We start from the raw sequence: 14,231 nt of genomic DNA on the forward strand, positions 1-14,231 counted from the left end.
TGCCCACCGCATGACGGCCCCCGCACCGGAACGCGCGCTCAGCCCTCGAACGTCGACAGCTCCGGTCGCTTGGGCGGTAGCCCGTCCCCCGAGGAACGGCCGGACACCCGGCGCCCGATCCACGGCAGCAGATGGTCCCGGGCGAACCGCGCGTCGGCCGCCCGTCGGGACACCCACCCCGGAGGCGGGCCAGCCGGGGCCGGCTCGCGCCAGTCCTGGTCCCGCGGCTCGTATCCCAGGGCCTCCCACACGGCCTCCGCCACCCGCCTGTGGCCCTCGCCCGTCAGATGCAACCGGTCGTCGGCCCACATCCGGGGGTCGGCGAGCGACGGCGCGCCGTACAGGTCGACGACGACGGCGCCGTGCCGCGCGGCGAGATCGTCGACGCAGGCGAACAACGCCTCCATCCGAGGCCGGAACCGCTCCATGACGGGGCCCCGACGGCCCGGACTTCGCATGAGCACCAGGCGGTCGCAGGCGGGCGCCAGCCGTTCCACGGCCTCGGTCAGGAGGGCACGGACCCGCCCCATGTCGCACGTCGGGCGCAGTGCGTCGTTGAGTCCGCCCACCAGCGTGACGACGTCCGCGCCCATCGTGGCGGCGGTGTCCACCTGCTCGTCCACGATCTGCCCGATCAGCTTGCCCCTGACCGCGAGGTTGGCGTAGCGGAACCCCGGCCTTCCGGCGGCCATCCGGGCGGCCAGCAGATCGGCCCATCCGCGGTAGGTGCCGTCGGGCAGCCGGTCCGACATGCCCTCGGTGAAGGAGTCGCCGACGGCGACCAGGCTGGAGTGCTCGGGGATCTTCCGCATGGCGCGGACATGCTAGCGCCCCGGGCGTACCCGACGGTCGGCGGCCCTTCCCCGCGCCGCCACGCCGTCCGGCCGATCGTGGAGGGGCGGCGGGCGGGGAGCGCGAGGCCGGATCAGGCGCGCCGGCCGAGCAGTTCCCGCAACACGTCCTCCATGGTCACCATCCCGGCCAACCGGCCGTCCGAGCCCGTGACGGCCGCCAGGTGCGTCCGGCCGCCGCGCATCGCCGACAACGCGTCGTCCATCGGGGTGGTCTCCCGTACCCGCGCGATGGACCGGATGTCCCCGACGGCGAACGGCGCGTCCCGGGGAACCGCGTCCAAGGCGTCCTTGACGTGTAGGTAGCCGACGATCCGTCGGCCGTCGTCGACCACGGGGAAGCGGGAGAACCCGGACCGCGCGGACAGCCGCTCCAGGTCGTCCGGCGTGACGCCCACCCGGGCGTACACCACGTGCCCGAGCGGCACCACCACGTCGCGCACCGGGCGTCGGCCCAGTTCCAGCGCGTCGTGCAGCCTCTCGCGGGCGCGCTGGTCGATCAGCCCCGCCTGGCCGGCGTCCGTCACGATGTCGGCCAGCTCCCGGTCCGAGAACGTCGCCGCGACCTCGTCCTGCGTCTCCACCCGCAGCAGCCGCAGCACCCCGTTGGCGAACGCGTTGACCGTGAAGATCACCGGACGGAGGGCACGGGACAGTGCGACCAACGGGGGGCCCAGCAGCAGCGCGCTGCGCAGCGGCTCCGCCACCGCGAAGTTCTTCGGGACCATCTCGCCCAGCAGCATGTGCAGGTAGGTGGCGAGGGCCAGCGCCAGCACGAAGGACACGGCGTGTCCGAGCCGGGACGGCACGCCGGCCGCCTCGAAGGCCGGTTCCAGCAGGTGCGCGATGGCCGGTTCCGCCACGATGCCCAGGACGAGGGTGGTCAGGGTGATGCCGAGTTGAGCCGTCGCCATCAGGGCGGAGACGTGCCTCAGCGCCCACAGCACGCTCTTGGCCCGCCGGTCGCCCTCCTCGGCGTAGGGCTCGACCTGACTGCGCCGCACCGAGATCAAGGCGAACTCGGCGCCCACGAAGAACGCGTTCAGCACCAGCATCGCCAGACCGACGAGCAGTTGCGCGGCGATCATCGGCGCCCGCCCGGGTCGTCGTGGTCGCGCCGCTCGTCGTGCGGGGGCGCGTGCAGCAGCAGGCGGGACGCGCGGTGTCCCGCGGCGTCGACCACCTCCAGCCGCCAGCCAGCCACCTCCACGACGTCGCCGGTCCGGGGGATCCGCCCCAGGGCGGAGGCGACCAGGCCGGCGAGCGTCTCGTAGGGCCCCACCGGCACCCGCAGTCCGACCTCGGCCAACTGGTCCAAGCGGGCCGCGCCGTCGGCCCGGAACAGGGCTCGACCGTCCCGGCCGGTCCCCGCCGGGTCGAGGTCGGGAGTCTCCTGGGGGTCGTGCTCGTCGCGGACCTCGCCCACGACCTCCTCGACGATGTCCTCCAACGTCGCCACGCCCGCCGTCCCGCCGTACTCGTCGATCACGACGGCCATGGTCCGCCGTTCGGAGAGCCGATCGAGCAGCCGATCGATGGTGAGCGACTCCGGCACCAGCAGTGGCTCGCGCAGCACCTCGGACACCGGGACTCGGTGTCGACGGCCCGCCGGTACCGCCAGCGCGTCCTTGACGTGGGCGGTGCCGACCACGGCGTCCAGGCTCTCCCGGTAGACGGGGAAGCGCGACAGCCCCGTGGCGCGGGTCGCGTTTGCCACGTCCTCGCAGGTGGCGCGGTCCGCCAGGGCGATCACCCGCACTCGCGGTGTCATCACGTTCTCCGCTGTCAGGTCGGCGAGGCGGAGGGTCCGCAGGAACAGCTCGGCCGTGTCCGCCTCCAGCGCGCCCTCCCGCGCGGAGTGGCGCGCCAGCGCCGCCAGCTCGCGCGGGCCACGCGCCGACGCCAGCTCCTCGGCCGGTCGCACGCCGAAGCCCCGCACGATCCTGTTGGCCATGTCGTTCAGATGCCCGATGAACGGACGGAACAGGATGCCGAACCACCGCATCGGCGACCCGACCACCCTGGCAACGGACAGCGGCGAGGAGATCGCCCAGTTCTTCGGCACCAGCTCGCCGACCACCATCAGGACCACCGTGGACAGCGCGACACCCAGTACCAGGGCCAGCGAGGAGGCGACGGACGGAGAGACCCCCAGGTCACCGAGAGGGCCTCTGAGCAGCGCCGCGACGGACGGTTCCGCGAGCATGCCGATCACCAGATTGGTCACGGTGATGCCGAGCTGGGCCCCGGACAGCTCGAAGGTGAGGTTCCTCACCGCCTTCAGGGCGCCCGCGGCGCCGCGCTCGCCCCGGGCCGCCGCGCGCTCCAGTTCCCCTCGCTCGACCGTGGTCAGGGAGAACTCGGCGGCCACGAAGGCGCCGCAGGCCAGCGCCAGGGCGATCGCCACCAGCAGTAGGAGCGTCTCGGTCAAGTCGACCTCTTTCGGCCCTCTGGGGTGGGGAGGGTGTCAACTGGCCATGATCGGCCAGACCGCGGCTCTCCGCGCGTCGTCGGCTCCAGCACTCTGCCGGATGGCGGCCGGCGTCCGCTCGATCGCGTGGGCAGGGGCCCGAACGGGCACGCCGGTCACGCTCGACACCGCCCCCGCCCGCGTCCGAGGACGCGCGGTGGGACGGCGCCCCGGCGCGGGCCCTCGGGGGGCCGGTGTTCCGGGGGTCCGGTGCTCAGAGAGCCCGGCCCGCCCGGAACCCCGCCGTGTCCCACCTGCCGCCGAGCCGGGGAGCCAGCCAGTCGGCCGCCGCGGCCCGGAAGGCGGCGGGCGCCAGCTCCCCCGCCCCGGCGGGAACGGCTCCGAGCAGGGGGGCTCCGGTCACGTCCGGCAGATCGGCCAGATTGCACCGAGCCGCGAGATCGGCGGGTTCCGGCCAACTGCCGATCACCAGGCCGGGCAGTTCCAGACCCCTGGAGCGCAGTTCACGGGCGGTCAGCTCGGTGGCGTTCAGGGTGCCCAGCCCGGCCTGGGTCACCACCAGCACGGGGGCGCGCAGGAGTCCCGCGACATCGGCCAGGGTGCCGCCCTCGGCATCCAGGCGCACCAGCAGCCCGCCCGCCCCCTCGACCAGCACGAGGTCGTGCACCTCGGCCAGTTCGGAGGCGGCGGCCGCGATTCGGCCGGGGCGCACCGGCGCGCGGCCCTCCCGGCGGGCCGCCGTGGCCGGGGCCAGCGGTTCCCGGTAGCGGGCCAGCTCGGTCGTCGTCAGGGGGCCGGCCAGTCGCGCGACCTCGTCGACATCGCCGGGCTCGTCGTCGCGGACTCCGGTCTGGGCGGCCTTCAGGACCGCCACGGACCGGCCGGTGGCGCGCGCGGTGGCGGCCAGCGCGGCGGTCACCACCGTCTTGCCGACGCCGGTGCCGGTGCCGGTGACCATCAGGACGGACATCTCACCCCTCCCCGGCCGCCGCGCGCACCGCGCGGGTGACTCGTCGCAGGTCCTCGTCGCCGGTGACGTAGGGCGGCATGGTGTAAACGAGGTCGCGGAAGGGACGCAGCCACACGCCCTCGCTCACGGCCGCCGCCGTGGCGGCCCGCACGTCCACGGGTCGGTCGAGTTGCACGACGCCGATGGCTCCGAGAACCCGCACGTCCGTCACCCCGGGCAGATCCGCCGCCGGGGCGAGCCCCTCGCGCAACCCGGCCTCGACGCGCCGGACCTCCGCCCGCCAGTCCTGGCCGAGCAGCAGCTCGATCGAGGCGCACGCCACCGCGGAGGCCAGGGGGTTGCCCATGAAGGTCGGCCCGTGCGCGAGCACGGGTACGTCTCCCCGGGAGATGCCCTCGGCCACACGGGTGGAGCACACGGTCGCGGCCAGAGTCAGGTAGCCGCCGGTGAGGGCCTTGCCGAGGCACATCACGTCCGGGGCGACGGCCGCGTGGTCGGCGGCGAAGAGCGCGCCGGTCCGGCCGAAACCGGTCGCGATCTCGTCGAACACCAGCAGGACGTCGTGGGCGTCGCAGGCCTCGCGGAGCACCCGCAGGTAGGCGGGGGAGTGGAACCGCATGCCCCCCGCGCCCTGCACCACCGGCTCGACGATCACCGCGGCCAACTCGTCGGCGTGCCGGGCGACCAACGCGCGCAACCGCTCGGCGTAGTCCTCGCGGTACGTGACGGGCGGCACGTCGGCGAAGACCTGCCGCGGCAGGGCGCCGGCCCACAGCTCGTGCATCCCACCCTCGGGGTCGCACACCGACATCGGGTGCCAGGTGTCCCCGTGGTATCCGCCCCGCCAGGTCAACAGGCGGCGCTTGCCGGGGTGGCCCGTCGAGCGCCAGTACTGGAGGCACATCTTGATCGCCACCTCGACCGACACCGATCCGGAGTCCGCGAGGAAGACGTGCTCCAGACCGTCGGGCGTGGCGTCGACCAGCAGCTTGGCCAGTCGAACGGCGGGTTCGTGGGTGAGGCCACCGAACATCACGTGGCTCACGCGATCCAGCTGACCGCGCGCCGCCTCGTTGAGGACCGGATGGTCGTAGCCGTGGATCGCCGACCACCACGACGACATCCCGTCGATCAACTCGCCGGTTCCGTCGGCGAGTCGCAGCCGCACGCCGTGCGCCGACTCCACCACCAGAGGATCGTCGGTCCCGGGCATCGGGCCGTAGGGGTGCCAGACGTGTCGACGGTCCAGGGCCAGGAGTTCGTCCAGGCTCAGCCGGGGATCAGGCATTGGGCGCGACGTCCGTGCCCGCTCCCCGTCGCCGTACGGCGATCAGGTCGGTGCGGGGCTCCCCGCCCGGCTCCGGTTCCGGCGATCCGTCCGCACGGCCCGCACGCGCCTCGGCGCGGGCGACACCGGAGCCCTCCGTGCCCCTGGACCGGTGGCCCGGCAGGGTCGTGGTGTCGGCCCCCTCGACCTCGAACCCGGCGTCGGCGATCATCTCCAGATCGGCGCGGCCCGCCTGGCCCTCGCTGGTGAGGTAGTCCCCGAGGAAGATCGAGTTGGCGATGTGCAGGGCGAGTGGTTGCAGCGTGCGCAGGTGCACCTCGCGTCCGCCGGCGACGCGTACCTCCACGTCCGGACAGACGAACCGCACCATCGCCAGGATGCGCAGGCACCGCTGCGGGGTGAGATGCCACTCGCCGGCCAGCGGTGTGCCCTCCATCGGGATCAGGAAGTTGACGGGGACGGAGTCCGGATCGAGTTCGCGCAGCGAGAACGCCACGTCGACGAGGTCCTCGTCGGTCTCGCCCATGCCCGCGATGAGGCCGGAGCACGGCGACAACCCCGCCGAGTGCGCCTTGTGGACGGTGTCCACCCGATCGGCGTAGGTGTGGGTGCTGGTGATGTCGGCGTAGCCGGCCTCGGAGGTGTTGAGATTGTGGTTGTAGGCGTCGGCCCCCGCCCGGCGCAGGCGTTCCGCCTGGCCGTCCGAGAGGAGACCCAGGCAGGCGCAGACCTCGACGTCCTCGTTCTTCTCCTTGATCGTCCTGATCGTCTCCGACACCCGCTCCACGTCCCGGTCGGTCGGACCGCGTCCGCTGGCCACCAGGCACACCCGCTTCGCGCCCCCGCCGACCCCGGCCGCGGCGGCCTCGGACGCCTGATCGGGCTTGAGCCAGGTGTACTTCAGGATCTCGGCCTTCGAGCCGAGCCGCTGGGAGCAGTAGGAACAGTCCTCGGGACACAGCCCGGACTTGAGGTTGACGAGGTAGTTGAGTTTCACCCTCCGCCCGAACCAGTGTCTGCGTACTCGGCCCGCCGCGGCCACCACGTCGAGCAGGGCGTCGTCCGACGTGGCGAGAACGGCCCGGGCCTCCTCGCGGGTCGGCGTCTCGCGGCGCAGCCCCTTGTCCACCAGCGTGTTCAACAGGTCCATGGGAGCCGATCCTGTCCTACCGGGGTGCCCCGGGCCAAGAAGCCCCCCGCCTCATGGGCACGCGCGGTGGTGTGTGCATCGCCACATGCCGTCCCCGCCTGCCGCCGCTAAGGTCGCGGCGGGTAGACGTCCATTCCGTCGTGGCGGGTACACGTCGCCCGACCGGTGCCGGGGCGGGTGTCGGTCGACAGGACCTATCGCGGGGAGCGGCGTTCGTGGCGTTCGACTGGATCGACGAGCAGGCGGCACGGCGTCGCCGCGCGGGACTGACGCGCGGCCTGCGCCCCCGTTCCGCGGACTGCCGGTTGCTCGACCTCGCCGGCAACGACTACCTCGGACTGGCGCGGCATCCGGAGGTCGTCGCCGGAGCGGTCCGGGCGGCGCGAACCTGGGGCGGCGGCGCCACCGGGTCCCGCCTGGTCACCGGGACCACCGAACTCCACGGCGAGTTGGAGCGCGAGTTGGCCGCCTTCTGCGGTTTCGAGGCGGCGCTCGTCTTCTCCTCGGGGTACGCCGCCAACCTCGCGGCCGTCACCGCGCTCGCGCCGCACGGCTCCCGCATCGTCTCGGACGCCGGCAACCACGCCTCGCTCATCGACGGTTGCCGGCTGGCCGCCGGAGGCGTCCAGGTCGTCCCGCACGCCGACCCGGACGCCGTGGACAAGGCACTGTCCGGCCACGACGGGCCGGCGGTCGCCGTGACGGACACCGTCTTCTCCGTGGACGGGGACGCCGCCCCGTTGGTCGCGCTGGCACGGGTGGCCCGGACTCACGGGGCCGGACTCGTGCTCGACGACGCGCACGGCCTCGGCGTGCTCGGCGCCGGGGGACGCGGCGCCCCCCACGCGGCCGGGCTGGCCGGCGACCCCTCCGTGGTGGCCACGGTGACGCTGTCCAAGTCGCTCGCCGCGCAGGGCGGCGCCGTCCTCGGACCGACCCGCGTCGTGTCCCACCTCGTCGACACGGCCCGCACGTTCATCTTCGACACGGGGCTCGCGCCCGCGTCGGCGGGCGCGGCGCTCGCCGCCCTCCGCGTGCTGCGCCGCGAACCCGAGAGGGCGGTCCGGGCCCGGACGGTCGCGGCGGGGCTGCACGCCCGGCTCACGGCGGCGGGCCTGCCCTGCGCCCGACCGGACGCGGCCGTCGTCTCGGTACGGGCTCCCTCCGCCGAGGACGCGGTGCGCTGGGCGTCGGACTGCCGATCCGCAGGTCTTGCCGTGGGCTGCTTCCGCCCGCCGTCCGTGCCCGACGGAGTCTCCCGGATCAGGCTGACGGCGCGCGCGGACCTGGACGACGCCCGAGTCGAACAGGCGGTGACCACTCTCCTCACGACGGCACCCGGATCCGGCGTCCGCCCGGGGTGAGGGTCCCTCCCGCCCCGGCCCCGCCGGCAGCCTCCCGGGATGTCGGGCCGCTGCCGCGGGAACGGGGGCGACGCCGTCCATACGGGCGGAGTTCACCGCTTCGAGGGACAGGGGCGGGCGCATCCCGGCGGATCGACGCCCCCGGCGCCGCCGTGATGGCAGTCTGGCGTGTGAAGCACCGGTCAGGGACCGTACTCGCACCATCCGACCCGTGTCGGACCGCGGTCCCGTGGGAAAGGGACCCCCGCGCGATGGCAGACCACCTGGCAGCATCCGTCACTCTGCCGACCGATCCGGCCTCGGTCTCCACGGCTCGCGGCTACGCCGTCGGCACGTTGGTCGAATGGGGTCTCGGCGTGGACACCGACGCCGCCGAGACCATCAGGCTCGTCGTCTCCGAACTCGCGACCAACGCGGTGCGGCACACGCTCGGACAGTCGCCCAGCTTCACCGTGGAACTCGTCCTCGACCGAGACGAATGGCTGTACGTGGGGGTGACGGACAGCCACCCCCGATTCCCCCGGCGACTGCCCGCGACCGGTCAACAGGACAACGGCCGGGGCATGGTGATCGTCCGGTGTGCCGCCGCCGAACGCGGGGGCAGGGTCCGGGTCAAGCCCACCCGTGAAGGTGGCAAGACGGTCTCCATCGAGCTTCCCTGGACCGGGCCGGACGGCCTGGCCGGGGGTCCCGAGCCGACGGGCCGGAGGGTGGCGGTCGGCCTCGGGGCACCGGCCACCACCCCCGGATGAATCAACGCACGCGGCCGTACCGGACGCTGCTGGTCCAGATCCGTTGGAGGCGGACCACGTCCCCCGTCTTCGGCGCATGCCAGATCCGTCCGCGCCCCGCGTAGATGCCGACGTGGTACACGCCCCGACCCGAGTGGAAGAACACCAGGTCCCCGGCCTTGCGCTGGCGTGCCGACACGTGTCGGGTGCGGTTGTACTGCTGGGCGGCGGTGCGCGGCAGCCGCTTGCCCGCGGCCTTGAAGGAGTACAGAGTCAGGCCGGAGCAGTCGAAGCGGTGAGGCCCGGTGGCCCCGTACTGGTAGGGGGCGCCCTTCTTGGAAGCCGCCACCCGGAGCGCCTTGGAGGCCGCCGCCGCGGCCGCGGCCTCCGAGGCCGCGCCGGGGACCACCACGGAGCCACCCACGGCGGCGAGAGCGAGAGCGGAGGCGGTACCCGCTCGGGCGAGAAACGTCGGGACACGATCGAGCGCGGTCATGCGCAACCCTTCGTCAGCCGCCTGTGAAGGATGACCTGTCGGATTCGGGCCGGCGAAGTTGCCCGGCCGCACACGTGCGGCTTCACCCCAAGGACCGCTCGGGCTCCCGTCCGTGACGGCCGTCCCGGCGACCCGTCGTGCTCGGGTCCTCCACTCCTGCCGATCCACTCCTGTCGACCGGTCATCCGGACGGCGGCAGGACTCGGCGTCCGCCCGAATCGCCCCGCCGCGGCGGCGAGGGCTTGTCGTCAGTCACGGATCTTGCTGCACCGCGAAGCGAAAGTCCCGGCGGGACGGGGGAGCTGTGTTGTCGGCCACCCTCGGTCCGATCGGGTGGACAAATCGGCGCACCGCGCCACGCCGGCACCCCGGCCCACCCTCGGACCAGCGACGACCGGCCACGCGCCCGTCCCCCGGCGGACGTTCCGCGCAACTCGGACCGGTCGGTGGCGGGGCTGGGGGGTGGTCCGTTCGGGGGTAGGCCATTCGGCCCGTTCGGCGCCTCCCCGCGTCGTCGGGGGCGTCGGCGGGGAACCCGGTGGGACGGCCCCGGCCGTCCCGCTCGGGGCCTTCTGTGGGCGCAGCGCCCTCACCGGTGTGACGATTCCCCGTCCCCGCGCCCCCGAGCCGGTGGCCCGGCCCGGCGTACGCCCCGCACGAGAGGCCGCCGGAGCACGCCGAGCGGGATTCCCCCCCCGCACGGCCCCCCGACGGGACGCCCCGCCCGACGACCCGGCCCCGAAGGGCCCGCGGATGGGTCGGCCGGCGCGCGAACGCGTGGCCCCTCGCGCGTCAGTCGGTCAACACCCGCTCCAGCGCCGCCAGCCCCTCGTCCAGTTCCCCGGCGGCGATGGTGAGCGGCGGCGCGATCCTGATGGTGGACCCATGCGTGTCCTTGACCAACACGCCCTCCCGCGCCAGCCGTTCTCCGACCTCTCGCCCGGTGCCCAGCGCGGGGTCCACGTCCACGCCCGCCCACAGCCCCCGCGTCCGGAAGCCGACGACGCCCCGCCCGGTCAACCGAGCGAGTCCGACGCGCAGCCGCTCGCCCAGCTCCGCCGCCCGGCGCTGGAAGTCGCCCGTCTCCAGCAAGCCCACCACCGCCTCGCCCACGGCGGCGGACAGGGGGTTGCCGCCGAACGTCGACCCGTGCTCGCCCGGGTTGAGCACCCCGAGCACCTCGCGGCTGCCGACGACCGCCGACACAGGTACGATGCCTCCGCCCAGCGCCTTCCCGAGCAGGATCAGATCCGGGACGACCGACTCGTGCTCGACCGCGAGCGTGCGTCCGGTGCGGCCGAGTCCGGACTGGATCTCGTCCGCCACGAACAGGCACCCCGCTTCGCGGGTCACCTCCCGCACCCGGGTCAGGTAGCCGTCGTCCGGGACGATCACCCCTGCCTCGCCCTGCACCGGCTCGACGAGCACGGCGGCCGTCGACTCGTCGACGGCCGCTTCCAGCGCGGCGGTGTCGTTGTACGGCACGACGCGGAAACCGGGGGTGAAGGGGCCGAACCCGGCACGCGCCGTCTCGTCGGTGGAGAACCCGACCACGGTCGTGGTCCGGCCGTGGAAATTGCCGGCCGCGACCACGATGGTCGCCCGGCCCCCGCGTACGCCCTTGACCTCGTAGGCCCACTTGCGGGCCACCTTGATGCCCGTCTCCACGGCCTCCGCTCCGGTGTTCATGGGCAACACCATGTCGGTTCCGGTGAGCGCCGCCAGCCGCTCGGCGAAGGAGGCGAGGCGGTCGTTGTGGAAGGCGCGGGAGGTCAGCGTCACCCGGTCCAGCTGGCGGTGCGCCTCCCGGACCAGCGTAGGGTGCCGGTGCCCGAAGTTGAGGGCCGAGTAGCCGGCCAACAGGTCCAGGTAGCGGCGGCCCTCGACGTCCTCCACCCAGGCGCCCTCCGCACGGGCGACGACCACGGGCAGGGGATGGTAGTTGTGGGCCAGGACGTGCTCCTCGGCCCGGATCAGGTCGGCCGACGAACGGGTGCGGGCGGGCGCGGTCATCGTCGGTCCTCCCGGATCTCCTGGGTGCAGCACTTGATGCCGCCCCCTGCCTTGTGGAACTCGGACAGGTCGACGGGGACGGGGACGTATCCCCGCTCGGCGAGTCGGCCCGCCAGGGCGGTCGCCGCGGACGAGATGAAGACGTGTCGGCCGTCCGACACGGAGTTGAGCCCGAAAGCCAGGGCGTCATGGCGGGTGGCCGTCACCGCGTCGGGATAGAGCCGCGCCAGCACCTCGCGGCTGCCGGGGGAGAACGCCTCCGGGTAGTACGCGATGTTCGCCTCCGTCCCGGCCTCGGGGTCGTCGAGGACGAACAACGCCGTGTCCAGGTGGTAGAAGTAGGGGTCCACCAGGGTCAGACCGATCACCGGCGCGCCGAGGTATTCCTGGGCCTCCCGATGGGCCTCGCGGGTGGTGCGGAAGCCGGAGCCCCCCAGGAGCCACCGTCCCGCCGGCACGAGGTCGCCCTCGCCCTCGCAGACCGACTCGGGTTGGTGTACGTCGTAGCCGCGCTCCTTGAACCACGCCGTGTACGGCACGGACTCCGGTCGGCGTTCCGGCGCCAGGAAGCGGGAGCCGAGGACGCGCCCGTCCACGACGACGGCCGCGTTGGCGGCGAACACCATGTCGGGCAGGCCCGGCACCGGCCGGATGGTCTCGACGGTGTGGCCGTGCGCGCGGTACGCCGCGGTCAGGGCGCGCCACTGTGCCATGGCACGGACGGTGTCGACCGCGGCGTCCGGCCGCATCCACGGGTTGATGGCGTACCGGACGGCGAAGTGATCGGGGTCGCAGAGCAGAAAGCGACGCGGGCGCGCTGGACGGGAGTGGCTCACGGACTGCCTCCGCTTCGCTCACGGGGGGTGATGGGGCACTGACACCACGGTAGAAAGCGGTACCAACGGGCGACAAGGAACGAGAGCTGCGTGTTGACGCAGGATCGTTGCGCCTGGACCTGGCTCAGCGCACGTCCGATGCGTGGTCCGGAGGGGGGCCTTCGGGTGTCGCGTCGCCGTCGGCACCCAGTCGGTTCGCGCCCGCGTCCGGGCTGTCGGGGATCAGATGAGACAGGACCATCACGCTGATCGTCTTGCGGATGAACGGCTCGGTGCGAATCCGCTCCAGCACCTCCTCGAAGTGCTCCACGTCCCGCGCCCGCACGTGCAACAGGGCGTCAGCGCCGCCGGTGACCGTCATGGCGGCGGTGATCTCGGGATGGTTGCGCACCACCTCCGCCAGGCGCCGCGGCGGGGCGGCGCCCTCGCAGTACACCTCCACGTACGCCTCGGTCCGCCACCCCATCGACGAGGGCCGCACGGTGGCGGTGAAACCTGTGATCACACCGGTCTCCCGCAGGCGGTCCACGCGACGCTTGACGGCGGTGGCCGACAGTCCGACGTCCGCGCCGATCTCGGCGAAGGAGGTCCGGGCGTTCGCCATGAGGGCGCGGACGATCTTCCGGTCGAGGGGGTCGAACTCGGTGGGCCGGTGAGTCATCGATACCGTCCTGGGTGGGCTCGGCCCGGCCCTCGGACCGGGAGGGGAGGGGCGGCCGGTCCGCCGGAGGGCGCGCGGGGCCGCCCTCGCGCGCGACGGGGCTCGGGTCGGTGCGGTGGGGTCGTCCGGGCGGGGCCCGCCTCAGGACCGGGCGGAGATCGTCGCCAGGGTGAGCAGACCCAGTACCACCCAGGCGAACCAGAGCCAGCCGTTGCCGCCGAGCGCCACCGAGTAGGCGGTCACCGCGACCAGTCCGCCGAGCGTCAGAACGCCCATCGCCTTCGTGGAACCGTCCAGGGAACGGGGCATCGTGACACCCTCCTCGTAGGCCGTTCCCCCCATCCTGCCCCAGCCCGGGACGGATGCCGAACGCTGCGGACGTCAGCCGCTTCGGGCGTGCAGCGACGCCAGGTAGGCGTTGTAGGCCTCCAGCTCCCGCTCGCCGTCGCGGTCGGCGGCGCGGTCCGTGCGACGGGCCTGACGCTGATCGGAGGCGTACCACTGGAACAACAGTGCGATGAGGACGAGGACGGAGGGGATCTCGCTGAAGGCCCAGGCGATCCCGCCCGCCGCGTTCTGGTCGGCGAGCGCGTCGATGCCCAGCGAGGCGGCGGGGTTCGCGTAGGTCTCCACCATCGGGGCCGTGGCCATCATCAGCGCGATCCCGAAGAAGGCGTGGAAGGGCATGCCCGCGAACAGTTCCAACATCCGCATCAGATGTCCGGGACGGTGCGGCCCGGGGTCGACGCCCATGATCGGCCAGAAGAAGACGAGGCCGACGGCGAGGAAGTGCACCATCATCCCGACGTGCCCGGCGCGCGACCCCATCAGGGCGTCGAAGAGCGGCGTGAAGTACAGCCCGTAGAGGCTGGCGATGAACATCGGGATGGTGAAGGCCGGATGGGTGACGATCCGGATGTATCGGCTGTGCAGCAGCCTCAGCAGCAGTTCGCGCGGGCCGGTGCGGCCCCGGCCGGCCGGTGGAAGGGCACGCAGGGCCAGAGTGATCGGCGCGCCCAACAGGATCAGGATCGGCGACACCATGCTGATGATCATGTGCTGCACCATGTGCACGCTGAACATGGCCATGCCGTAGTCGTTCAGCGCCGTGCACATGGTCAGCACGATGCTCGCCACGCCCAGCGCGAAGCCCACGGTCCGTCCCACCGGCCATCGGTCGCCGCGCCGCACCAGACGGGCGACGCCCCAGGCGTACAGCGTCAGTGCCAGCAGGCAGGACACCAGGAACACCGGATCCGGAGACCACTGGAGTCCTCGGGCCAGCGTGAACGGCGGCAGGTCCATCATCATGCCGTGCCCGCTGTGATCCATCCGCCGGCTCCTGATCCGTAGGGTTCGCGCGTTCCGCGACACGCCGTCCGACGACGGCATTTGTCCGCACCAGAGTAGAACCGCCCCCGGTCGCGCCCGCGACCGGGG

Annotated in this window: 14 protein-coding genes and 1 riboswitch; of the genes, 2 read left to right on the forward strand and 12 right to left on the reverse strand. The window is 73.3% G+C overall.

Going from position 1 to position 14,231, the window contains the following annotated elements:
• Positions 1-38 precede the first annotated feature (38 nt).
• From JEK78_RS20845 to bioB, 6 genes are all read right to left on the reverse strand, one after another.
• Positions 39-812, reverse strand: a complete 774-nt coding sequence (locus tag JEK78_RS20845) for an SGNH/GDSL hydrolase family protein (RefSeq protein WP_200261697.1) — start codon at positions 810-812, stop codon at positions 39-41.
• 113 nt (positions 813-925) lie between these two features.
• On the reverse strand, positions 926-1,939 hold the full coding sequence (locus JEK78_RS20850) for a hemolysin family protein (RefSeq protein WP_200261698.1): 1,014 nt from the start codon (positions 1,937-1,939) through the stop codon (positions 926-928).
• On the reverse strand, positions 1,936-3,282 hold the full coding sequence (locus tag JEK78_RS20855; RefSeq protein WP_200261699.1) for a hemolysin family protein: 1,347 nt from the start codon (positions 3,280-3,282) through the stop codon (positions 1,936-1,938). Before JEK78_RS20855 ends, JEK78_RS20850 begins: the two co-directional genes overlap by 4 nt.
• Before the next feature lie 253 nt (positions 3,283-3,535).
• Positions 3,536-4,252 carry a dethiobiotin synthase gene (gene bioD, locus JEK78_RS20860; protein ID WP_200261700.1) on the reverse strand — a complete coding sequence of 239 codons (717 nt, stop codon included), beginning with the start codon at positions 4,250-4,252 and terminating at the stop codon, positions 3,536-3,538.
• A 1-nt stretch (position 4,253) separates the two neighbouring features.
• Positions 4,254-5,540 carry an adenosylmethionine--8-amino-7-oxononanoate transaminase gene (locus JEK78_RS20865; protein ID WP_200261701.1) on the reverse strand — a complete coding sequence of 429 codons (1,287 nt, stop codon included), beginning with the start codon at positions 5,538-5,540 and terminating at the stop codon, positions 4,254-4,256.
• Positions 5,533-6,690 (reverse strand): biotin synthase BioB, encoded by a 1,158-nt coding sequence (gene bioB / locus JEK78_RS20870; protein ID WP_200261702.1) that lies wholly within the window; start codon positions 6,688-6,690, stop codon positions 5,533-5,535. The genes JEK78_RS20865 and bioB overlap by 8 nt, the downstream gene beginning before the upstream one ends.
• A gap of 215 nt (positions 6,691-6,905) precedes the next feature.
• Here bioB and JEK78_RS20875 point away from each other — a divergent pair, with 215 nt between their 5' ends.
• On the forward strand, positions 6,906-8,054 hold the full coding sequence (locus JEK78_RS20875; protein WP_200261703.1) for an 8-amino-7-oxononanoate synthase: 1,149 nt from the start codon (positions 6,906-6,908) through the stop codon (positions 8,052-8,054).
• Between the two features lie 251 nt (positions 8,055-8,305).
• The gene (locus tag JEK78_RS20880) at positions 8,306-8,806 is read left to right on the forward strand and encodes an ATP-binding protein (RefSeq protein ID WP_200261704.1); all 501 of its coding nucleotides are present in this window, start codon (positions 8,306-8,308) and stop codon (positions 8,804-8,806) included.
• A gap of 1 nt (position 8,807) precedes the next feature.
• Here the strand turns inward: JEK78_RS20880 and JEK78_RS20885 are convergent, their stop codons facing one another.
• The 6 genes from JEK78_RS20885 to JEK78_RS20910 all read right to left on the reverse strand — a co-directional run bounded on the left by JEK78_RS20885 (position 8,808) and on the right by JEK78_RS20910 (position 14,123).
• Positions 8,808-9,281 (reverse strand): C40 family peptidase, encoded by a 474-nt coding sequence (locus JEK78_RS20885; protein WP_200261705.1) that lies wholly within the window; start codon positions 9,279-9,281, stop codon positions 8,808-8,810.
• Between the two features lie 3 nt (positions 9,282-9,284).
• A riboswitch (cyclic di-AMP (ydaO/yuaA leader) is annotated at positions 9,285-9,499 on the reverse strand.
• 574 nt (positions 9,500-10,073) lie between these two features.
• The gene (gene rocD, locus JEK78_RS20890) at positions 10,074-11,294 is read right to left on the reverse strand and encodes an ornithine--oxo-acid transaminase (RefSeq protein WP_200261706.1); all 1,221 of its coding nucleotides are present in this window, start codon (positions 11,292-11,294) and stop codon (positions 10,074-10,076) included.
• Positions 11,291-12,130 carry a dimethylargininase gene (ddaH, locus tag JEK78_RS20895; RefSeq protein WP_200261707.1) on the reverse strand — a complete coding sequence of 280 codons (840 nt, stop codon included), beginning with the start codon at positions 12,128-12,130 and terminating at the stop codon, positions 11,291-11,293. The genes rocD and ddaH overlap by 4 nt, the downstream gene beginning before the upstream one ends.
• A 124-nt stretch (positions 12,131-12,254) precedes the next feature.
• The gene (locus JEK78_RS20900) at positions 12,255-12,791 is read right to left on the reverse strand and encodes an Lrp/AsnC family transcriptional regulator (protein WP_200261708.1); all 537 of its coding nucleotides are present in this window, start codon (positions 12,789-12,791) and stop codon (positions 12,255-12,257) included.
• A gap of 141 nt (positions 12,792-12,932) precedes the next feature.
• Positions 12,933-13,100, reverse strand: coding sequence for a hypothetical protein (locus JEK78_RS20905; protein WP_200261709.1), 168 nt, complete (start codon positions 13,098-13,100; stop codon positions 12,933-12,935).
• A gap of 72 nt (positions 13,101-13,172) precedes the next feature.
• Positions 13,173-14,123, reverse strand: coding sequence for a cytochrome c oxidase assembly protein (locus JEK78_RS20910; RefSeq protein WP_200261710.1), 951 nt, complete (start codon positions 14,121-14,123; stop codon positions 13,173-13,175).
• Positions 14,124-14,231: the final 108 nt, after the last annotated feature.

The organism is Streptomyces sp. HSG2 (assembly GCF_016598575.1).
Classification (GTDB): domain Bacteria; phylum Actinomycetota; class Actinomycetes; order Streptomycetales; family Streptomycetaceae; genus Streptomyces.

What these genes read in the sequence shown, in the direction of transcription:
- JEK78_RS20900 (WP_200261708.1), bottom strand. Translation starts at nt 12,791, where the DNA reads ATGACTCACCGGCCCACCGAGTTCGACCCCCTCGACCGGAAGATCGTC.
- JEK78_RS20845 (WP_200261697.1), bottom strand. Translation starts at nt 812, where the DNA reads ATGCGGAAGATCCCCGAGCACTCCAGCCTGGTCGCCGTCGGCGACTCC.
- JEK78_RS20865 (WP_200261701.1), bottom strand. Translation starts at nt 5,540, where the DNA reads ATGCCTGATCCCCGGCTGAGCCTGGACGAACTCCTGGCCCTGGACCGT.
- JEK78_RS20850 (WP_200261698.1), bottom strand. Translation starts at nt 1,939, where the DNA reads ATGATCGCCGCGCAACTGCTCGTCGGTCTGGCGATGCTGGTGCTGAAC.
- JEK78_RS20885 (WP_200261705.1), bottom strand. Translation starts at nt 9,281, where the DNA reads ATGACCGCGCTCGATCGTGTCCCGACGTTTCTCGCCCGAGCGGGTACC.
- JEK78_RS20905 (WP_200261709.1), bottom strand. Translation starts at nt 13,100, where the DNA reads ATGCCCCGTTCCCTGGACGGTTCCACGAAGGCGATGGGCGTTCTGACG.
- JEK78_RS20880 (WP_200261704.1), top strand. Translation starts at nt 8,306, where the DNA reads ATGGCAGACCACCTGGCAGCATCCGTCACTCTGCCGACCGATCCGGCC.
- bioD (WP_200261700.1), bottom strand. Translation starts at nt 4,252, where the DNA reads ATGTCCGTCCTGATGGTCACCGGCACCGGCACCGGCGTCGGCAAGACG.
- rocD (WP_200261706.1), bottom strand. Translation starts at nt 11,294, where the DNA reads ATGACCGCGCCCGCCCGCACCCGTTCGTCGGCCGACCTGATCCGGGCC.
- JEK78_RS20910 (WP_200261710.1), bottom strand. Translation starts at nt 14,123, where the DNA reads ATGGATCACAGCGGGCACGGCATGATGATGGACCTGCCGCCGTTCACG.
- bioB (WP_200261702.1), bottom strand. Translation starts at nt 6,690, where the DNA reads ATGGACCTGTTGAACACGCTGGTGGACAAGGGGCTGCGCCGCGAGACG.